Consider the following 19530-nt stretch of genomic DNA (forward strand, 5'->3'; position numbering starts at 1 on the left):
GAGACCTGTACCCCCTCACCCGGATTGCATCTGACGATGCAATCCGACCTCTCCCCGCAAGCGGGGAGAGGTAAGAAGCATCTTCACCGCAGCCCCAGCCCGCGCGCGATGATGCCGCGCAGCACCTCGGTGGTGCCGCCCTGGATGGTCAGCTTCGGCGCGGTGCGGATCGCGAAGGCCAGCTGATTCTCCAAGGTCTCGCGATTGCCCGCGTCCTCCTCGACGAAGGCGGCGAGGTCGCGCACGCGGTGCGGCAGCTGCTGCTCCCACACCGTGCCGACGTCCTTGACGATCGAGGCCTCCACCACCGGCTCTTTGCCGGCCTGCAGCATGCCCGCGACCGACACCGACATCCGCCGCATCGCGTGGAGTTGTGCGACGAGCCGCCCGATGCCTTCGGCGCTGCGCGTGTCCGGATCGGGGCCGACGGCGCGCACCAGCTCGGTCAGTACGTAGTAGGTCTCCAGGAAGCGCTCCGGTCCCGAGCGCTCATAGGCGAGCTCCGAGGTCGCCTGCTTCCAGGCGCCGTCGATCTCGCCGAGCTGATGATCGTCCGGCACGAAGGCGTCGGTGAAGACGACCTCGTTGAACTCCTTCTGGCCGGTGATCTGTCCGATCGGGTTCACCTTGATGCCCGGCGATGTCATGTTCACCAGGAACTGCGTCAGGCCATGACGCCGGTTCTCCTTCGTGGCCGGCGACGTCCGGAAGATCGCAATCATGTAGTCGGCCATGTGAGCCGACGTCGTCCAGATCTTCGAGCCGTTGATCAGCCATCCGCCATCGGTCCTGGTCGCGCGCGTCTTGGCGGCGAACAGGTCGGAGCCGGAGTTCGGCTCGCTCATGCCGATGGCAAAGCACAATTCGCCGCGGCAGATGCGCGGCAGGATGTCGATCTTGATGTGTTCGGGCGCATAGCGCAGCAGGATCGGGCCGCTCTGGCGGTCGGCGACGAAGAAACGCCTGACGGGCGCGTTGGCGACGCGCATCTCCTCGGTCACCACGTAGCGCTCCAGGAACGAGCGCTCATGGCCGCCATATTGCTTCGGCCAGGTCATGCCGATCCAGCCGCGTTCGCCGACGCGGCGCGAGAACTCGCGCGCATCGGCATCCTCGCGCAGCGGCTGGAACGGGTTGAAGGTGCCGGCGGCGATCTCCTCGGCCAGGAAGGCGCGCACCTCCTTGCGCAGCTCCTCGCATTCGCTCGGCAGGCGGATCGGATCGAAACGGAGCGCGGTCATGGTCTATTCCTCTCGTTTCGGTTCAGCGTGAGGCGACCAGCGGCCACAGCTCGTCGGCGCCGCGCGCGGCGACACGCCTGCCCAGTGCGACGGCCCAATGGCTCTCGGAGCCGAAATCGTCGCGCCAGGCGAGCGCCCGCAGCGAGAAACGGTGCAGGATGTGCTCGGTGGTGAAGCCGATCGCGCCGTGCACCTGGTGTGCGATCGCAGCGCCCTTCTCGGCGGCTTCGGCGCAGCGGATCTTGGCCGAGGCGGCCTCCAGAAAGATGGCGTCGTCGAACGCGCCGGCATGCGCGATCGCATCGGCGGCCGAGGTCGCGGCGGCGCTGGCGGCCGCGCATTCGCCGGCGAGGCGGGCGAGATTGTGCTGCACCGCCTGGAATTTGCCGATCGGCTTCTCGAAGGCGACGCGCTCGCCAGCATAGTTGACGCTGATCGTGAGCAACCGGTCCAGCGCGCCCGCGATCTGCAGGCCGCGCACGACGCCGCCCATCAGCATCAAACTGTCCTGATCGAAGCCGGTCGGCGCCGCCCCGATCGCCACCGGCGCGACCTTGTCGAAGCTGACGGTGTCGCTGGGATCGTTGGCGAGCGACAGGCCCGCATCGATGCGCAATGCGCTCGCATCGACCAATGCGATCGAGACACCGTCGCCGCCATGCGCGACGACGGCGATATGCCTTGCGCTCCTTGCGAACGGCACGCCGCGGGCGCGGCCCGACAGCGTGCCGTCGGCATTCAGCGTGATCCTGTCCTTCGGACCCGCAGGCGCGATCGTCATGATGCCGTCAGGCGAGGCGATGCCGCCCTGCTGCAGCAGCCAGCCGGCCAGCAAGGTTTCGGCGAGCGGGACTGGCAAGGCGAAGCGGCCGGCAGAGTTGATGATGGCGAAGCCGTCGGCGAGATCGGCGCCGGCGCCGCCGAACTCCTCGCTGACCCAGGCCAGCGGCAGGCCCGCTTCGCTCAGCGCCTGCCACAGCGGCGCCGCCCAGCGTCCGTCCTTGTCGTGATTGATGCTCTGCGGGTCGGCGAGATCGGCGAAGATTTTCTCCGCGGTCGCAACCACGATGTTCTCGGCGTCCGCCACGGCGTTCCTCGTCCCTGATCGTTTGCGCGGCATGATGAGCGCAAGCGAAGGTCATGACAAGCGCGGGCCTCGCAACGCCACGTCCGCCGGCCGCATGGACGCGCGATGATTTCCGCACTGCGGAGATTGGCGCGATTTGCACTGTGCCCGAACTTGGCTAAGAAGGCTGATAGGTGAGAACGGGGAGAAACCGAATGCCGACCAAGGGTCTTTGCGCGATCGTGACGGGTTCGGCATCCGGCCTCGGGGCCGCGACGGCGCTGCTGCTGGCCAAGGCCGGCATGCGCATCGTCGTCAACTACGCCAACAGCAAGACGGACGCCGAGCAGACCGCGGATCTCTGCCGCAAGGAAGGCGCCGAGGTGGTGGTCGTGCAGGGCGACGTGTCGCGCGACGAGGATTGCAAGGCGATCGTGGCGGCGGCTGCGCCCTGGGGAAGGCTGGACGTGCTGGTCAACAACGCCGGCACCACCAAACACGTGCCGCATGCCGAACTCGACGACCTCTCAGCCGAGGATTTTCAGCGCATCTTCGCGGTCAACACCATCGGCCCGTTCCAGATGGTGCGCGCGGCGCGGCCGCTGCTCGAAGCCGCAGCCAAGCAGACGGCCCGGGCCTCGGCCGTGGTCAACGTATCGTCGGTCGCCGGCATCAGCGGCATCGGCTCATCGGTGGCCTACGCCGCGAGCAAGGGCGCGCTGAACACGATGACCTTGTCGTTGGCGCGCGCGCTCGCGCCGTCGATCCGCGTCAATACGGTCTGCCCCGGCTATATCGATACGCCCTGGTTCACCAAGGGCCGCGGCGAGGCGGGCGCCAAGCAGGTGCGCGATGCGATCGTGGCCCGGGTGCCGCTGCGGACGGCGTCGTCGGCCGAGGACATCGCGCAACTGGTGACATTCCTGGCGAGCCCGGCATCGGGACAAATGACCGGCGAGGTCGTGCGCATGGATGCGGGGATGCATCTGCTGGGCTGAGCGGGCCGCCCGGTCGCGGGCGGAGCCGAAGCAACCCAGACCGCCCTTGCGGATCTGGTCTGGATTGCTTGTCGTGAACGCCGTTCGGGCCGTACCGAAGCCGTCGCCTCGCTGGCGATGGCGGGGCTACCGGTTGAAGTCGCGGATCGTGCCGCTGGCGACCAGCCGATTCCACACGAACAGCACGACGATGGCGCCGATGGTCGCGGTGATGTAGCCGGCGCCCTCGCTCGGACTGTAATGCCCGATGGCCTGCCCGACAGCGGTGGCGAGAAACGCGCCGACGATGCCGAGCACGATGGTCAGGATGAAACCGGAGGGATTGTTGGGCCCGGGCGACAGCATGCGCGCGAGGAAACCAGCAACCAGCCCGACGATCAGAATGTGCAGCACGCGTGTCGTCCTTTCCCGTCAAGTCATCGAGGATCGTCAGATCCGGCCGGCGATCTCATGCTCGGTCGGCAGCCGCCCGTCGGGCGTCAGCTGATCGATCACTTTCGGCAGGTACTGGCTCAGCCCATTCAGCAGTTCGTCACGCGGCAGGCCGGTCTGCGCAGTGAGCTGATCGATCTGGTCGGCGCCGAGCGCGTTGGCGAGATCACCCGGGGCGATCGGCTTGTTCTCGCCGGGAGACACCCAGGAACTCGCGGTGTCGCCATGGCCGTTGTCCTGGAACCGGCGCAGCAGATCGCCAAGTCCGCCGGACAGCACGCTGCCGGCCGCGCCGCCTGCAAGCAGCCCACCAAGTCCGCCGGCAATGACGTTCCCGAGGCCGCCACCCAACGCACCGCCGAGCGGTCCGCCTTGCGGGCTGGTCGGCTGTTGCGGCGGAACGGGCGCGGGAGCCGCGTTTGGCTGCTGTCCGTTCGGCGAGAAATGCTTCACCGCCTTCCACGCCAGCAGAGCGAGGATCGCCATCGTCAACGGCGACATGCCGCCGTTATTCTGCGTGGTCGGATGACTGGGCCCGTGCGGACCGTTCTGCATGCCGTTGAGGATGTCGAGTAGACCCATAGCCTGCCTCCGTGCGCCCCACACGCGTCAAGCTATGGGCTTGCATCGGGCGTTACAAGCGGCGGGCAGAACCGGCGCCAACGAATCGGTGCGACGGCAGCCGCCGCGCGTGTCGCTGCGTGATATGGCAGGGTGGAGATGACGGCGGGATGAACGGGCAGGTGTACGCCGCTTGCGCCGGTGCGCCCGGTCCGTGTCAGTTCTTCGCGTCGGCGCGCTTGGGGGACTTCGCCGCCGCTGAGGTCTGGCTCGGACCGGTGAACATCCGCTTCAGCTCGTCGAGCTTCTCGGACAGGACCGGAAAGTTGCAGGAGAACGAATCGCGCCGCCAGCCGTCTCGGGCGCATTGCGCCGCCTTGATGCGGGCGCGTGCCTCGGCGCTGGCGCCCGGCGGGGGCGTCAGTCCGGCCTGCGGCGCGGCCGGTGGCTTGCTCGGCCGCGGCGGTGGCGGCGGCGCGGGCGCAGGGGGGGGCGGCTCGATCGCGGCACGCGCCGTCATCTCCCTGAGCGAGGTCGACTGCAGCCCCTGCGGCTGCGGCCGCGGCATCATCGCCGAGCTCATGTTGGCGTGGCGCTGCCGCTCGAGGTACTGAGTGTACTGCTGGTCGATGAACTTCTGTTCTTCGGGCGTCGGGTTGGGACCTGCGATGTCGAAGCTGCGGTCCTGCATGAAGTCGTAGTAGACGTAGCCGCCACCCGTCTTCCGTCTCCCGGCAAATTTGGCGTTGCATTGCGCCAGGGCCGCGGTCTTCTCCTCCTTCGTGGCCGACTTCTCGGCCGCGTCGGCGCATTCCTCGAAATCCGTCGGGGAGCGGCTCCACCACTCGGCATGCGCGCGTTGAGGTTGCATGGCGGGCAAGCAGGTGATTGCAGCGAAGGCCAATACTGGCAGGTTGGGTCGGTTCACGAACGGCAATCCTCAGCGTCTGCCTGCCTCAGATGACCGCAGATTGTCGCCATTTTGCGGCGGTGTGTGACTCCTATGCTGCGCAATTTGCGGCTTTCTTCGTCGCATGCCGTGATTCCGTGTTCATAATGCCACAGTCGGGCCAGCTTTGACGGCCTTGGCGTGGGCGAATCTCGCCTGCTGTGGCGGCCGAACGATAGGCCGTGGCGGGCATGCCGAGGGCAGCATCATGGTACCATTTCCATCCCGCGGTGGTTGATGAAACTAATCTTGACGGTGGAAAGATTCGTGTTGACCCGGCCGGGGCGTTGCCGCTAGCTTATCTTGACAACGGCAAGATCGAGCGCGCGCCGATGGCGCGGAGGAGGCGGGTATGAAAGTATTCCTCACCGTAAAATTGGCGCTGTTGCCATACATTATATTTTGGGCCCTGCTCGGCTGGAACCAGCCAGCCTGGGCGGTATGGTCCGCCCTGGCGCTGTCGCTGTCCGGCAATCTCTGGCGCGCCCATCGCGGCGAACTCGCGCTTCTCGAACTTGGCAGCCTCGTGCTGTTCGTCGTCCTGGCGATAGCCAACGATCTCGCCCCCGGCTGGACAGCGGTCCATGCGCTGTGGCTGTCGTTTGCGGCGCTCGGCGGAATCAGCCTGGTGTCGCTCGCCGCCGGCCGCCCGTGGACCGCGGACTATTCGCGGGCGAGCTATGCCGACAATGCCGCGACGCCGCAGTTCCACCTGATCAACATGCTGATGACCGGGCTGTGGGGCGTCCTGTTCCTCGTGCTCGGCCTGTGCCGCTGGGCCGGCGTTGCGTCCTGGATCACGACCCTGATCGTCGTGGCCGGCGCGCTGATCTCGATCTTCGGTCCGCGCCTCGCCATCCGCCAGGCCCTGCAGCGGATGCGGGCCTCGCGCGAGGACTACCATTGGCCGGCGCCGAGCTTCACGCCGGCGGCCGAGACCGATTGCGACGTCGCGGTGATCGGCGCCGGCATCGGCGGCCTCACGGCGGCGGCGCTGCTGGCCGATGCCGGCCTGAAGGTGAAGGTGTTCGATCACCACGTCGTGCCCGGCGGCTTCTGCCACAGCTATCTGCGCAAGGCGCATCACGATAACAAGCCGGTGCTCTATCGCTTCGACGCCGGCCCGCATGATTTCTCCGGCGTCTGGCCGGGCGGCCCGATCGACAGCGTGCTGCACCGGCTCGGCGTCGCCGATCGCGCGCAGTGGAAGCGCGTCACCCATTCCTATCGGCTCGCCGGCCGCCGCATCGACGTGCCCGAGGACTGGCGTGCCTATGTCCGCCAACTCGGCGAGATGTTTCCCGGAAGCGCCGACGGCCTCGCAAAACTGTTCGATACGATCCACGCGATCTTCGAGAGCATGTATGCGACCGGCCGGGGCCGCAGCGGCATTCCCGGCATGCCCGAATCACTCGAGGAGATGCTGGCCTTCCCGAAACAGCATCCGCTGGCGTTCCGCTGGATGAACCGTCCCTTCGATGAACTGGTCGCCGCGCATGTCTCCGATCCCGAGGCGATCGCCTATCTCAATGCGCTGGCGGGCTATCTCGGCGACGGCCGCGACCGGCTGAGCTGCGCCCAGATGGTCCCGATCTTCGGTTATTATTTCAAGGGCGGCTTCTATCCCGTCGGCGGTTCCGGCCACTTCGCCGACGTCCTGGCCGACGCCATCACCGCCCGCGGCGGCGAGGTGCTGCTGAAATCCAAGGTCGCGCGCATCCTGGTCGAAGACGGCCGCGCCACCGGTGTCGTGCTCGGCAACGGTCGCACGATCCGTGCGCAGGCCGTCGTCTCCAATGCCGATCTCGGCCGCACCTTCACCGAGCTGCTGCGGCCCGACGATCTGCCGGCCGCCTTCCGGGCGCGGGCCAGCACGATCGAGCCTGCGAATTCGTGCTTCTCGGTGCATCTCGGCCTTGATGTCGTGCCCGACATCGCACCGGCGACCCATCTCGACACGCCGATGGGCATCGGCCTTGCCGTGATGTCCAAGCTCGATCCGTCAGCGGCGCCGCAGGGGCATGCGACGATGACCATCATCACCCTCGTCTCCCACGCGCAGGCCAAGGGCTGGTTTGCGGGCGAGGGGGGTGACGACTGGAAGGCGTGGCGCCGCTCGCCGGACTATGAGGCGCGCAAGCAGGCGCTCGGCGACGCCATGGTCGCCGCGGCCGAAACCGTCATTCCCGGCCTGTCGCAGCACATCGTCTATCGCACCGATGCGAGCCCGGTGACCTATGCCCGCTATGACCTCGCCAGTGCCGGCTCGATCTATGGCGTGGCCCGGTCGGGCCGGCTGAAGGGCGCCAAGGCGCCGCTGCGCAATCTCGTCATCGCCGGTGGCGGCAATGCCGGAGCAGGGGTCGAAGCGGTGGTGATATCAGGCGCAGAGGCAGCCGAAGCGCTGGTGCCCGGCCTGTTGTCGCGGGCGCCCCGCGCCGGATCGGATGCAGCCGAGGCGCCGGCGTCGCGGGCAGCGTAACCAGCGCCGCTCGCTCACGGCGTATAGAGATAGCGCAGCAGGGTGCGGCCGACGGTCTCCAGGCTCTGGGCCGAGCACTGTTCGATCGTATCCTGCGTGGTGTTGAAATAGGGCTCGTAGTCGAAGTCGATGACCAGGAAGCTCGGAATGCCGGCCTGCTGCAGCGCCGTGTGGTCGTCGCTGATCGGATAGGCCGTCGGCTCCGGCGAGAACGCCTGTGGCGCGATGCGGCTGCCGATGCTCCAGAACTTCTTCACCTCCGGCAGCGCCGAATGCAGTGACGACGGCTCCGGCTGCAGCCTGAGGTCCTTGTCGCAGACCATGTCGAAATCGACCGCCTTCTCGGGCTTCCTGGTCGGATAATAGTCCTTCAGATTCGCCGCGAAATGCGGCGAGCCGAGGGGACGCCAGGTCGGGTCGCCGGCGCCGAGCGATTTCGGGCCCTCTTCGCCGTCGAAGAAGATGATGTCGATGCCGATATCGGGCTTGGGCGACAGCGACAGCACGCGCGCGGTCTCCAGCAGCAGTGCCACGGCGGAGGCCGAATTGTTGGCGCCGGGCATCGGCGCCTCCGGCGATTTGGCGTCGCGATAGGCCTTGACGATGCTGTCGTAATGGGTGGCGACGATCACGCGCCGCGGGTTCTGTACCTGGAAGCGGGCGATGATGTTGGTGAGCGGGATCGTCTTGCCGTCATCGCCCTTGGCGGTGAAGCTCTGCGTCAGCACGGCCTCGGCCGCGCTCTTGGCCATCGACGCCTTGATGTAGTCGATCGTCTTCTGATGCCCCGGCTCGCCCATCGACCGCGGCGTGAAGCGCAAGAGATCGGCGATGTGCGTCATCGCGCGCTGGCCATCCCACAGCTCGATCTGCGGCTCGGCCGCATCAGCCGCAGGCGATGTCAGCAGCAGCACCGTGGTCGCCGCCATGGCGGCGAGGCGAGGCCAGAACTCGGTCATCGGCACGCTCTTCATGAATGAATGTCAGGAGGTCTTCTTGCTGAAGGGAATGAACAGGATGCCGGCGCAGCCCGCCAGCACCACGGCAAAATAATAAGTAATCGCGCGCGAGCCGATGGTCGGGATCAGCGAGAACGTCGTGACCAGCGTGCCGACGACGTTGCCGATGGTCGAGACGCCGTAGACGAGGCCTGCGACGCGGCCGGCATCGTCGCCCGAGCGCGTCAGCAGGCTGACGGCGATCGGCGAGAACGTGCCGAGCAGCGTCAACGGCACCAGCAACAGCGCGGTGGCGGCCATCAGCGTCGCCATCGGACCGTCGCCGATCGTGTCGAGGATGTCGGCCATCACGGTGTCGGCCGTCGCCGGCACCACCGCCATGTAGGCGGCGGCGATCAGGATCATGGTGCCGATGGTGCGCGTCGAAGGCCTGCGGTCGACGATGGCGCTGCCGGCGAAATAGCCGATCGCGAGCGCGCACAGCACGGTCGAGATCAGGCTGGCCCAGGCGCCGATGCCGCTGCCGAAATACGGATTGAGATAGCGGCTGCCGAGCATCTCGAACCCCATCAGCACGCAGCCGACCAGGAACGAGCAGATGTAGATCGCCAGCATGCCGGCGCGGGAGACCGGCGCGCTCACGGCAGCTTCCTGTTGTGGCGCTCGATGGTCTTGAGCGCCTCCACCGGCGCGAAGTCGTCGGTCAGCACCTTGGCCTTGGCGTCGATCACCTGGCCGTCGTCGATGTCGATGCGCTTGCGCTGCGCCAGCATGTCGGCGAGTTTGTAGCGGAAGCCGAATTCCTTGTCGCGCTGCTGGGCGATGCCGGCGAGATCCTCGGGCTTCCGCTCGTCACCGGGATAGGCGACCATGACGATGTTGCCGTCGGCCTTGTAGAAGTCGACCTGCGGGAACACGCTGTGGATGGTCTTGACAGCGGAATCGAACAGCATGGTCGAGGGCTCGACGTTCTGCGCCACCACGCCGCCCTCGGCGAGATGATCCTTGAGCAGCTGATAGAATTCCTTGGTCAGCAGATGGAACGGCACGAACGGGCCGCGATAGGCATCGATCAGGATGATGTCGTAGCGCTCCTTGGATTCCTGCACGAACAGCCGGCCGTCGCGGTTGGCGACGTGGAAGTTCGGTTCCTCCTTGATGCCGAAATATTTCTTGGCGAACTCCAGCACGGTCGGATCGAGCTCGACCGACGTCACCTGCACCTTGGGCAGGAAGCGATGCAGATACCAGGCGGTGCGGCCGCCGCCGAAGCCGATCTCCAGGATCGAGCGGACCTCCTTGGCGTACATCACGCTCGCGGTCATGAAGCGGGTGTAGTCGACCGGCAGGTCGAGCTCGTCGCGGGTATTGTAGACGCTCTCGGTATAGATCCGCCGGTTGTGACCGAAGGTCATGCTGCGGTAGGGCGCCTGCTCATAGACATAGATGTTGTTGTAGAGCGACTCCTTGGACTCCAACAGATGACGGGTGTCCTGCGCGCGGGCGGCGGCAATGGAGAGGAGACCTGCGAGTGCGCCGAAAATGACCGAACGAATGAGCATCGACTTGACTGTTTCCCTCGGCTGAAATGGTGGTCAATCACATGCGGCCTGGCCGCTCCCAGGCCGCAGGACGGCCGTCCCCCGTCGGAGCCTGCGCTCAGGCACGACCAATACGGCAATCCCGAGGCCGGTTCCGCATCGGCGCCGTTCTCTTAGCCCATTTGGCTGCCTCCGGGATAGCCAAACCGCCCCCGCCAACGGGGCTGTGATCGGACCCCGGGCTCGAGAGCGGCCTGGTATGCGGACGTTCCGCCGCGAATTGGGCCGCGCACCGGCCGCGCGCGGCGTTGTGCCACGGCGATCGGCCCCGTCCGGGCGATGACCGGAGAGGCTTCCGGTCGGTGGCCGGGTCTGCTATGGAGACGGCCGAAGCAGGTGCACTCCGGTGCAGGCTCCGGTCCCGTAGCTCAGCTGGATAGAGCGGCGGTTTCCTAAACCGTAGGTCGCATGTTCGAGTCATGCCGGGATCGCCATTTGCCGCAACGCCGTGCGCGTGGGCTCATCCAGACCGAATCACCGTGCGCTCGTCCCTTCCGCTCAGGCAGCGGCGCGAGTCTCTCGCCGCGGACGGCCTGTCGCCATGAGCCGGACGGGTTCGTAGCAGCCGGACTCGACCCGCGGCCGTGTCCGAAGCCATTGCCCGCTTCTCGCCTGATTTGGCGGTCCCGCACGTTGAAGCCTTCATCCGAGTGCGAGACGTGGGGATGTCATGGGGGCTGTTTCTGTCGAGAGGCTGCTGATCGAGGCGGCTGATCACTACAAGGCCGGGCGGCCCGAGCCGGCGCGTGTCCTGTGCGGCGACATCCTCCAGGCGGCCCCGGATCATCTGCCCGCGCTGCATCTGTCGGCGGTCCTCGCCTTTGCCGACGGCCGCATGGCGGAGGGCGCGGAACTGCTCGGGCGTGTCTTCGCCTGCGATCCCGACCATGCGCCGGCCTATGTGACGCTCGGCGACGCGCTGGCGGTGAAAGGCGAGCGCGACGGCGCCGCCGATGCCTTCGCGCGCGCCGCGGCGTTGCGGCCGCTCGACGCGTCCATTCACGGCAAGCTCGGCAGCGCGCTGCTGGAGCTGTCGCGCTTCACCGAGGCCGAGGCCGCCTATCGCCAGGCACTGGCGCTCGATCCTGCGCTGCTCGGCGCGCGCTGGAATCTCGCTTTGGCGCTGAGCCGCCAGGGCCGCCTGGCGGAGGCCGAAGCGACGTACCGCGCGCTGCTCGAATGGGATCCGGCCTATCCCGAGGCCTGGCGGGCGCTGGCGCATGTGCTCGCCGACCAGGCGAAGGACGAGGCGGCCGTACCGGCCTATCTGCACGCGCTGGCCACCCGTCCCGCCGATGCCGGCCTGCATAGGAGCCTCGGCGACGTGCTCTACAGGCAGGGCGCTTTCGCCGATGCCGCCATCCACTACCGCCGCGCCTGCGATCTCACGCCCGGCGATGCCGACGCTGCCCGGCTGCTCGGCCACGCGCTGCACGAGGCCGGACGTCCGGCCGACGCGGTCGAGGCCTATCGCCGCGCCGCGGTGCTCGCGCCCACCGACGTCGTGGTGCTCAGCAATCTCGGCGCCTGCCTGTGCGGCATCGGCCAGCTCGATGCGGCGATGGCCGCCTGCGAGCACGCGCTGGCGCTGCAGCCCGATCACGCCCCGGCGCACACCAATGTCGGCATCATCCACGACAGGCGCGGCGAGACCGGCGAGTCCGTCGCGGCGCATCGCCGCGCCGTCGCCGCCGATCCGGCCTATGCCAAGGGCCATGCCAATCTCGCGGTGGCGCTGCGCAATGCCGGCGACATCGACGCCGCGCTGGCCGCCTCGCGCCAGGCGGTTGCGCTCGCGCCCGACAACGCGGTCACGCGCTACAACCACGCGCATTTCCTGCTCATGTGCGGCGATCTCGCGAGCGGTTTTGCCGAGCATCGCTGGGGCCGCGACTGTCCGGATATTTGCCAGGGCATGCAGCGCTTCGATGCGCCGGAATGGCAGGGCGAGCCGCTCGCAGGGCGCACGCTACTCCTGTTCGCCGAATACGGCATCGGCGATGCGCTGCAGTTCGTGCGCTATGTCGAGCGCGTCAAGGCGATGGGCGGCAGCATCGTGCTGCAGGTGCAGCCGGCGATCGCGCCGCTGCTGCGGGGGCTGGAGGGCGTCACCGTGGTGGCGCGCGGCGAGCCGCTGCCGCGTTTCGACTTGCAACTGCCGCTGATGGACCTGCCGCACATCTTCGGCACCACGCTGGAGACGATCCCGGCCGACGTGCCCTATCTCGCTGCCGATCCGGTCAAGGTCGCAGCCTGGCGCAACGTGCTCGGCCGTGCGCCGCAGGTGAAGGTCGGTGTGGTCTGGGCCGGCAATCCCATGCACAAGGGCGACCGCCAGCGCTCGCTCGCCGCGAGGGACGTGCTGCCGCATCTGGTGATGCCGGGCGTGCAGCTTTACTCGCTGCAGAAGGAGCCGCGGCCGGACGACGCGCCGGTGATGGCCGAACTCGGTCGCGACATCATCGATCTCGGGCCGCTGCTGAAGGACTTTGCCGAGACCGCCGCCGCCGTCGCCGCGCTCGACCTCGTCATTTCCGTCGATACGTCGGTCGCGCATCTTTCCGGCGCGCTCGGCCGGCCCGTCTGGATGCTGTTGCCCTACGCGCTCGACTGGCGCTGGCTGCGCGACCGCGCCGACACGCCCTGGTATCCGACCATGCGGCTGTTCCGGCAGAACAGGCCGATGGCCTGGGACGGCGTGCTGGCACGCGCGGCGGCGGAGCTGGCGCGCGTGGCGGCGGGAGAGCGGGAGTTGCTGCTGCCGGGTGTGCCTGCGTCGTAAGCGTTGCGCTGTCCAAGCCCTCGCTGTCGTCCCGGGCGTAGACCCGGGACCCATAGCCCCGACTGGTGGTTGGGCGAAGGACGCGGCCACCGCGCGTCATCGAGAGATCACGCGGTATGGGTCCCGGCGCGGAGGCCGGGACGACATTTGTGGGTGCTGCATCACCGAGGCTCACCGACGCGCCAGTTAAGCAACGATGATCAGGACGCAGCCGCCAGCAACTCCCGTACCCGCGGCACCACCACCCGCCCATACAGCTCGATGCTGCGCATCAGCTTGGCATGCGGCAGCGGCCCGGCGGAATATTTCAGCTGAAACCGCGAGATGCCCAGCGCCTTGATCGTCGCCGCGATCTTCTGGGCCACGGTCTCGGGCGAGCCGACATAGAGCGAGCCGTGATCGGCCTCCTGGACGAACTCGTCGCGGCCCATCGGCGGCCAGCCGCGTTCGCGGCCGATGCGGTCGCGCATGGTCTTGTAGTCCGGCCACAGCTCCTCGCGCGCCTGCGCGTCGGTGTCGGCGATGTAGCCCGGCGAATGCACGCCGACCGGCTTCACCTCGCGGCCGAACTGCTTGATCGCGCGGTGATACAGCTCGACATAGGGCGCAAACCGCGTCGGGTCGCCGCCGATGATGGCGAGCATCAGGGGCAGTTCGTAATGCGCGGCGCGCACCACCGACTCCGGGCTGCCGCCGACGCCGATCCAGGCCTTCAGCCGCCCATGCTCGACCGGCGGATAGACCAACTGCTCCTTCAGCGGCGGGCGCAGATTGCCCTGCCAGGTGAGCGGCTGCTGCGGCAGCAGGCTGACGAACAGATCGAGCTTCTCCTCGAACAGCGCCTCGTAGTCCTTGAGGTCGAAGCCGAACAGCGGAAAGGATTCGGTGAACGAGCCGCGGCCGAGGATCACTTCGGCGCGGCCGTTGGAGACCGCGTCCAGCGTCGCAAACCGCTGGAACACACGGATCGGATCATCCGAGCTCAGCACCGTCACCGCCGAGCCGAGCTTGATCCTGGTGGTGCGCGCGGCGATCGCCGCCAGCGCCACCTCCGGCGCCGAGATCGCGAAATCGCCGCGGTGGTGCTCGCCGAGCCCGATGAAGTCGAGCCCGAGCTGGTCGGCCAGCACGGCCTCCTCGACCACGTCGCGGATCACCTGGGCATGCGTGGCCGCCGCGCCATCGGCGCCGCGCGTGACGTCGCCGAACGTGTCGAGGCCGAATTCGATTGCTGTGGTCATGTCTCATTCCATTGCGTCGGGCCGTCTTACGGCGTCTGTGCGTCAGCTGGAAGGGCCGGAACCGGATTGCAAGCGGCTTCGATGAAACACTGGGTTTCGGCCCGGTTGCCACTGGCGTGCTTTCAATTGGGGGCACGTCATGCCCGGGCTTGTCCCGGGCATCCACGTCGAGCCACGCCCAACGAACGACGTGGATGGCCGGGACAAGCCCGGCCATGACGGATGCGAGAGGACGGGCACAAACACCGAGATCCATCCGGGCGGGGGACTTCGAAAAATTCCTCTTTCGTTTTTCCGAAAACTATGCTCTATTGCGCGCATCCCGCCTCATCGATGAGGGGCGTACGCGCGGTCGTCACGAGACGCGAGGCGGGGATGCGGTGGCCGTGGTGGATCGCAGCGTGACGCAGGTCGCGCCGACGAACGATCCGTTGCGGACGGTCAAGCCGTGTGGTCCTGGCATCCCGACGCTGATGTCTGCGCAATGCGCGAAGCGCATTGTCGCAAACGGTGGCTCACAAGCCGGACACCGGGGAGAGCACGGAGCAGCCGTAAGCCCATCGCGCAGGGAATGCCGGTTGATCGGCTTTGCCTGTGGTACCTGCCGCCTGCATTTCTTTCGCAGGCGGGCCATGGGTGGGGCCTTCACCCGGCATTCCCTGCGCCCTCAATTTTTCGAGGGTGTTCCATCCGGCAGGACTCGGGCGAAACCGGCCGCGAGACTGCATCTTCATGCCCGTATCCGCACCGAGCCTCCGGCGGCGCCTCTCGCGCGATCAGGCCATGCCAAAAAATGGGCGTGTCGGCCGGCCGCGCATCCCCTAGGCTCGGCGCATCGAGAACCCCGGAAGCAGCGCGCATGACAGCAGGCAGCGACTATCAGATCTTCGAGGCAGGCGATGTTCTGCTGCAATCCGGCGTGACGTTCCCGTCGTTGCGGCTGGCCTACAAGACCTACGGCACGCTGAACGCGGCCAAGGACAACGTCATCCTCTATCCGACCTCGTTCGGGGCGCAGCACCATGACACCGAATGGCTGATCGGGCCCGGCGGCGCGCTCGATCCTGCCAGATACTTCATCATCATTCCGAACCTGTTCGGCAATGGGCTGTCGTCCTCGCCGTCCAACACGCCGCGCGATGATGGGGCGTTCCCCGCGATCAGCTATCACGACGCGGTTGCGGTGCAGCGCCGGCTGCTGGAGCAGCAGTTCGGCATCACCAGGCTCGCGCTGGTCTATGGCTGGTCGATGGGCGGCATGCAGGCCTATCATTGGGCCGCCTGTCATCCCGACATGGTCGAACGCGCGGCGGTGGTGTGCGGCAGCGCGCGCTGCTCGCCCTACAACCATGTGTTCCTCGACGCCGTGAAGGCGGCGCTGACGGCCGATCCTGCGTACCGCGACGGCCGCTTCGTGGAAAAGCCGGTAGCGGGCCTGCGCGCGATGGGCCGCATCTATGCGGGATGGGCGATGTCCTACGAGTTCTATCGCGACGCGGCCTGGCGCGAGCAGGGCTTTGCAACACAGGAGGATTATCTCGCCGGCGTCTGGGACACCGCCTTCGCGCATCGCGATGCGAACAATCTGTTGACGCAGATCGCGATCTGGCAGGGCGGCGACCTCAGCAATTGCGCGGCCTTCGGTGGCGATCTCGACCGCGCGCTCGGCGCGATCACCGCGCGCATGCTGCTGATGCCCGGGCAGACCGATCGCTACTTCGATTGGCGCGACAACGAGCGAGAGCTGCCCAAGCTGGTCAACGCCCGCTCCGCGCAACTGCGGCCGATTCCTTCGATCCATGGCCACCGTGCCGGCAATCCGATCCGCATCCCGGCCGATCGCGACTTCATCAACGCCAACGTCTCAACCCTCCTCAAGAGCTGAGTGCCGAGTCTGTCATGAGCGATGTGACCACCGACGAATTCGCGCCCCGCCCCAAGCTGCTGACGCCGGCGATGCTGCAGGCGCTGTGCCGGCGCTCGACTTCGCAGGGCGCGTTGCGCGCGCTCGCGCACTACGGCGCGATCATCGTCGTGGGGACGCTGATCGGGCTGATCGTGTCGGCTGACGGCGTCGCATGGGCGCTGCCCCTGGTGCTGGTTCAGGGCGTGCTCGTCGCCTTCCTGTTCATGGCCGTGCACGAGACTGCACACAAGACCGCGTTCGACGGCCGCACGCTCAACGTCGTGGTCGGCACCATCTCCGGCTTCCTGATCGGGCTGCCTTACGAGTACTACTGTCTGTTCCATTGGGAGCATCATCGCCACACCCAGGATCCCGAGCGCGACCCTGAACTGATCGTCGGCCCGAAGCCGCGCTCCGAAACGCAGCTCGCGATCGCCTATTCGGGCCTCGTCCAGGTGGCCGGCCGGCTGCGGCTGCTGCTCAAGCATGCCGTCACGGGCGAAGTGACCGTGCCGTGGGTTCCCGCTGGCCGCCGCGCCACCATCGTGCGCGAGGCGCGTTGTTACGTCGCCGGCTACACCGTGCTGCTGCTCGGCTTACTCGTTCTGCACAGCGCGCTCCTGTTGTGGGTCTGGGTGCTGCCGCTGCTGCTCGGCCAGTTCGTGCTGCGACCCTACCTCTATGCCGAGCACGTCGGCTGCGACCACACCAAGAGCGCCTTCCACAACACCCGCACGACGTTCACGACACGCGTCGTGCATTGGCTCGCCTGGAACATGCCCTATCACGTCGAACACCACGCCTATCCGGCCGTGCCGTTTCATGCGCTGCCCAAGCTGCACGAAATCGTCGACGGCGAGATCAAGCATCGCGGGCAGGGCTACGTCGCGGTGACGCGCCAGACGCGGGCGTGGTTTCGTCAGCAGTGGGAGGGGACGAAGGCTGACTTGTGATGAGTTCGAGTCCAAGCTCTTGCCGCGCGGGCGGTGCACCCTCTCCCCTTGTGGGAGAGGGTGGCTTTCATGCGCAGCATGAAAGCCGGGTGAGGGGTTGCCACGAACTCAGGCCCGAATTTGCGGCACGAACCCCTCACCCGAGTGAATATGCCGCTGATAGTGGTGATGCCCTCTCCCACAAGGGGAGAGGGCGCAGTCATGGACACCGGATGCCGCGTGGCTAGCTCACCGCCACCGCTCGCGCATGCGCGCACCCAAATCGATGCGCGGTCCCTGGCTCGCATATGCCGCGCCCGGCTGCGCGCGCGGCCAGCTCACGCGCTCGAACAAATGCACCAGCGCCTCCGGAATGAACCGGGTGCGCGAGGCGTAGACATGACGATCGCCGCGGACCGGCTGGCCATGGACGAAGAAGCGCTGCGGCACCAAGAGGTGCAGGTCATCCTTGGCGCGGGTCATCGCGACATAGAGCAGCCGGCGCTCCTCTTCCAGTTCGGCGCTGGTGCCGGCGCCGAGATCGGACGGCATGCATCCGTCGACGACGTTCAGCACATGGACCGAATTCCACTCCATGCCCTTGGCCGAGTGGATGGTGGAGAGGATCAGATAGTCCTCATCGAGCAGCGGCACGCCGGACTGATCGGAGGTCGCGTCCGGCGGGTCGAGCATCAGCTCGGTCAGGAATCGCTCGCGCGAGGGGTAGCCGCTCGCGATCTGCTCCAATTGCAGCAGATCGGCGCTGCGCACCTCGGCATCCTCGTGGACGCGCTCGAGATGCGGCTGATACCACTGCCTGATGCGCTCGATGTCGGCCGGCCAGTCCGAGTCTCGCAGTTGCTGCAGCGTGCGCACGAACGCCGTCCAGTCGTCGCCGGCACGTGCCGGCGCCGGCTGCGCGCACAGATCCGCGATCGGATCGGCGCAGTCGCTCACGGCATCGAGCAGCCGCTGCGCGGAGGCCGGACCGATGCCCGGAATCAGATGCAGCACGCGAAACCCGGCGATGCGGTCGCGCGGATTTTCGACGAAGCGCAAGCAGGCCAGCACGTCCTTGACGTGGGCGGCGTCGAGGAACTTCAAGCCGCCGAACTTCACGAACGGAATGTTGCGGCGTGTGAGCTCGATCTCCAGCGGCCCGCTGTGCGACGAGGTGCGGAACAGCACGGCCTGCTGTTTCAGCACGATGCCTTCCTCGCGCTTGGCCAGCACCTGCGCGACGATGTAGCGGGCCTGATCGGCCTCGTCGCTGATGGTGACGAGCTGCGGCTTGCGGGAGCTTGCGCGATCCGTCCACAAATTCTTGGTGAAGCGCTCGCGGGCCAGCCCGATCACGCCGTTGGCGGCGGAGAGGATCGGCTGCGTCGAACGGTAGTTGCGGTCGAGCGTGACGATGTCGGCGCGCGGGCTGAACTGATCGGGAAACTCCAGGATGTTGCGCACGGTGGCGGCGCGGAACGCGTAGATCGACTGCGCATCGTCGCCGACGACGGTCAGTCCCGTTCCGTTCGGCTTCAAACCGAGCAGGATCTGCGACTGCAGCCGGTTCGTATCCTGATATTCGTCGACCAGCACATGGTCGAAACGGTCGCCGATCTCCTGCGCAATGGCTGCATCGGCCATCATCTGTGCCCAGTAGAGCAAGAGGTCGTCGTAGTCGAGCACCGCATTGGCCTGCTTGGCCTCGACATAGGCAGCAAACAAGCCTTTCAGCTCGCCGGCCCACTCCGCACACCAGGGAAAATGCCGCACCAGCGCGTCGTCGAGCGGCATGTCGGCATTGACGCAGCGCGAGTAGATCGCAAGGCAGGTGCCTTTGGTCGGGAACCGTCGCTGTGTATTAGACAGGCCGCGCTCGTGCCGCACCAGGTTCATCAGGTCGGCGGAATCCTCGCGATCATGGATCGTGAACACCGGATCGAGGCCGATGCGTTCGGCATAGTCGCGCAGCATCCGCGCGCCGAGCCCGTGAAACGTTCCGGCCCAGGTCAGCCCGGCGGTGATCGCCTCGGCCTTGCCGGCCAGCACCTTGCGCGCAATGCGCTCGACCCGCCGGCTCATTTCGCTCGCTGCACGGCGCGAGAACGTCATCAGCAGGATTCGCCGCGGGTCGGCGCCGTTGACGAGCAGATGCGCCACACGATGCGCCAGGGTGTTGGTCTTTCCCGAGCCGGCGCCGGCGATGATCAGCAGCGGCGGCCCCGGCGCGGCCAGAGAGCCGCCATGCTCGACGGCGCGGCGCTGCTCCGGATTGAGATCGTCGAGATATGTCGCGGCGGTGGCCTGCACGAATCGCTCCCAGGGCTGCAGAATCCGCGATTCCGTTCGCAGGCGCAACGACGTGGCGCATTTGCGGCAG

General features: G+C 67.2%; 15 protein-coding genes and 1 tRNA gene. 6 read left to right on the forward strand and 10 right to left on the reverse strand.

Features of this window, described 5'->3' with window-relative positions; translation table 11 throughout:
- Positions 1 to 83: 83 nt before the first annotated feature.
- On the reverse strand, positions 84 to 1241 hold the full coding sequence (locus ACQR1B_RS01975) for an acyl-CoA dehydrogenase family protein (protein ID WP_434831493.1): 1158 nt from the start codon (positions 1239 to 1241) through the stop codon (positions 84 to 86).
- A gap of 22 nt (positions 1242 to 1263) precedes the next feature.
- Positions 1264 to 2328, reverse strand: a complete 1065-nt coding sequence (locus ACQR1B_RS01980) for an acyl-CoA dehydrogenase family protein (RefSeq protein WP_434831492.1) — start codon at positions 2326 to 2328, stop codon at positions 1264 to 1266.
- A gap of 194 nt (positions 2329 to 2522) precedes the next feature.
- Here ACQR1B_RS01980 and ACQR1B_RS01985 point away from each other — a divergent pair, with 194 nt between their 5' ends.
- Entirely contained in the window at positions 2523 to 3305 is a 783-nt protein-coding gene (locus ACQR1B_RS01985; protein WP_434831491.1) for an SDR family NAD(P)-dependent oxidoreductase, read from the forward strand.
- Between the two features lie 126 nt (positions 3306 to 3431).
- Here ACQR1B_RS01985 and ACQR1B_RS01990 read toward each other — a convergent pair whose 3' ends face one another.
- The 3 genes from ACQR1B_RS01990 to ACQR1B_RS02000 all read right to left on the reverse strand — a co-directional run bounded on the left by ACQR1B_RS01990 (position 3432) and on the right by ACQR1B_RS02000 (position 5169).
- Positions 3432 to 3698, reverse strand: coding sequence for a GlsB/YeaQ/YmgE family stress response membrane protein (locus ACQR1B_RS01990; RefSeq protein WP_434831490.1), 267 nt, complete (start codon positions 3696 to 3698; stop codon positions 3432 to 3434).
- Between the two features lie 36 nt (positions 3699 to 3734).
- Positions 3735 to 4319 carry a YidB family protein gene (locus tag ACQR1B_RS01995; RefSeq protein ID WP_434831489.1) on the reverse strand — a complete coding sequence of 195 codons (585 nt, stop codon included), beginning with the start codon at positions 4317 to 4319 and terminating at the stop codon, positions 3735 to 3737.
- Between the two features lie 196 nt (positions 4320 to 4515).
- A complete protein-coding gene (locus ACQR1B_RS02000) occupies positions 4516 to 5169 on the reverse strand; it encodes a hypothetical protein (RefSeq protein ID WP_434831488.1) in 654 nt (217 codons plus the stop codon).
- Positions 5170 to 5599: 430 nt separating this feature from the next.
- Here ACQR1B_RS02000 and ACQR1B_RS02005 point away from each other — a divergent pair, with 430 nt between their 5' ends.
- A complete protein-coding gene (locus tag ACQR1B_RS02005) occupies positions 5600 to 7729 on the forward strand; it encodes an FAD-dependent oxidoreductase (RefSeq protein WP_434831487.1) in 2130 nt (709 codons plus the stop codon).
- Between the two features lie 14 nt (positions 7730 to 7743).
- Here ACQR1B_RS02005 and ACQR1B_RS02010 read toward each other — a convergent pair whose 3' ends face one another.
- From ACQR1B_RS02010 to ACQR1B_RS02020, 3 genes are read right to left on the reverse strand one after another with little or no spacing between them, the layout of a single operon-like run.
- Positions 7744 to 8688: a M28 family peptidase gene (locus tag ACQR1B_RS02010; protein ID WP_434831486.1), complete on the reverse strand. Its 945-nt coding sequence runs from the start codon at positions 8686 to 8688 to the stop codon at positions 7744 to 7746.
- Positions 8689 to 8712: 24 nt separating this feature from the next.
- Entirely contained in the window at positions 8713 to 9330 is a 618-nt protein-coding gene (locus ACQR1B_RS02015; protein WP_434831485.1) for a fused MFS/spermidine synthase, read from the reverse strand.
- Positions 9327 to 10250 carry a spermidine synthase gene (locus ACQR1B_RS02020; protein WP_434831484.1) on the reverse strand — a complete coding sequence of 308 codons (924 nt, stop codon included), beginning with the start codon at positions 10248 to 10250 and terminating at the stop codon, positions 9327 to 9329. The genes ACQR1B_RS02015 and ACQR1B_RS02020 overlap by 4 nt, the downstream gene beginning before the upstream one ends.
- Positions 10251 to 10646: 396 nt before the next feature.
- Between ACQR1B_RS02020 and ACQR1B_RS02025 the strand changes: the two genes are divergently transcribed.
- Positions 10647 to 10723: transfer RNA gene (locus ACQR1B_RS02025), tRNA-Arg, on the forward strand.
- A gap of 236 nt (positions 10724 to 10959) precedes the next feature.
- Positions 10960 to 13071, forward strand: coding sequence for a tetratricopeptide repeat protein (locus ACQR1B_RS02030; RefSeq protein ID WP_434831483.1), 2112 nt, complete (start codon positions 10960 to 10962; stop codon positions 13069 to 13071).
- 200 nt (positions 13072 to 13271) lie between these two features.
- On the opposite strand, the gene ACQR1B_RS02035 is transcribed toward ACQR1B_RS02030, so the two are convergent.
- Entirely contained in the window at positions 13272 to 14312 is a 1041-nt protein-coding gene (locus tag ACQR1B_RS02035; RefSeq protein WP_434831482.1) for an LLM class flavin-dependent oxidoreductase, read from the reverse strand.
- 859 nt (positions 14313 to 15171) lie between these two features.
- On the opposite strand from ACQR1B_RS02035, the gene ACQR1B_RS02040 reads away from it, so the two are divergent.
- Positions 15172 to 16197 carry an alpha/beta fold hydrolase gene (locus ACQR1B_RS02040; protein ID WP_434831481.1) on the forward strand — a complete coding sequence of 342 codons (1026 nt, stop codon included), beginning with the start codon at positions 15172 to 15174 and terminating at the stop codon, positions 16195 to 16197.
- 14 nt (positions 16198 to 16211) lie between these two features.
- Complete coding sequence (locus ACQR1B_RS02045; protein ID WP_434831480.1) at positions 16212 to 17171, forward strand: fatty acid desaturase; 960 nt, start codon at positions 16212 to 16214, stop codon at positions 17169 to 17171.
- 228 nt (positions 17172 to 17399) lie between these two features.
- Here the strand turns inward: ACQR1B_RS02045 and ACQR1B_RS02050 are convergent, their stop codons facing one another.
- Positions 17400 to 19460 carry an ATP-dependent helicase gene (locus tag ACQR1B_RS02050; protein ID WP_434831479.1) on the reverse strand — a complete coding sequence of 687 codons (2061 nt, stop codon included), beginning with the start codon at positions 19458 to 19460 and terminating at the stop codon, positions 17400 to 17402.
- Positions 19461 to 19530: the final 70 nt, after the last annotated feature.

Source organism: Bradyrhizobium oligotrophicum (assembly GCF_051168495.1).
GTDB classification, from domain to species: domain Bacteria; phylum Pseudomonadota; class Alphaproteobacteria; order Rhizobiales; family Xanthobacteraceae; genus Bradyrhizobium; species Bradyrhizobium oligotrophicum_A.

Coding starts and splice junctions, on each gene's coding strand:
- ACQR1B_RS01975 (WP_434831493.1), bottom strand. CDS start 1,241: ATGACCGCGCTCCGTTTCGATCCGATCCGCCTGCCGAGCGAATGCGAG.
- ACQR1B_RS01985 (WP_434831491.1), top strand. CDS start 2,523: ATGCCGACCAAGGGTCTTTGCGCGATCGTGACGGGTTCGGCATCCGGC.
- ACQR1B_RS01995 (WP_434831489.1), bottom strand. CDS start 4,319: ATGGGTCTACTCGACATCCTCAACGGCATGCAGAACGGTCCGCACGGG.
- ACQR1B_RS02000 (WP_434831488.1), bottom strand. CDS start 5,169: ATGCAACCTCAACGCGCGCATGCCGAGTGGTGGAGCCGCTCCCCGACG.
- ACQR1B_RS02005 (WP_434831487.1), top strand. CDS start 5,600: ATGAAAGTATTCCTCACCGTAAAATTGGCGCTGTTGCCATACATTATA.
- ACQR1B_RS02010 (WP_434831486.1), bottom strand. CDS start 8,688: ATGACCGAGTTCTGGCCTCGCCTCGCCGCCATGGCGGCGACCACGGTG.
- ACQR1B_RS02020 (WP_434831484.1), bottom strand. CDS start 10,250: ATGCTCATTCGTTCGGTCATTTTCGGCGCACTCGCAGGTCTCCTCTCC.
- ACQR1B_RS02030 (WP_434831483.1), top strand. CDS start 10,960: ATGGGGGCTGTTTCTGTCGAGAGGCTGCTGATCGAGGCGGCTGATCAC.
- ACQR1B_RS02035 (WP_434831482.1), bottom strand. CDS start 14,312: ATGACCACAGCAATCGAATTCGGCCTCGACACGTTCGGCGACGTCACG.
- ACQR1B_RS02040 (WP_434831481.1), top strand. CDS start 15,172: ATGACAGCAGGCAGCGACTATCAGATCTTCGAGGCAGGCGATGTTCTG.
- ACQR1B_RS02045 (WP_434831480.1), top strand. CDS start 16,212: ATGAGCGATGTGACCACCGACGAATTCGCGCCCCGCCCCAAGCTGCTG.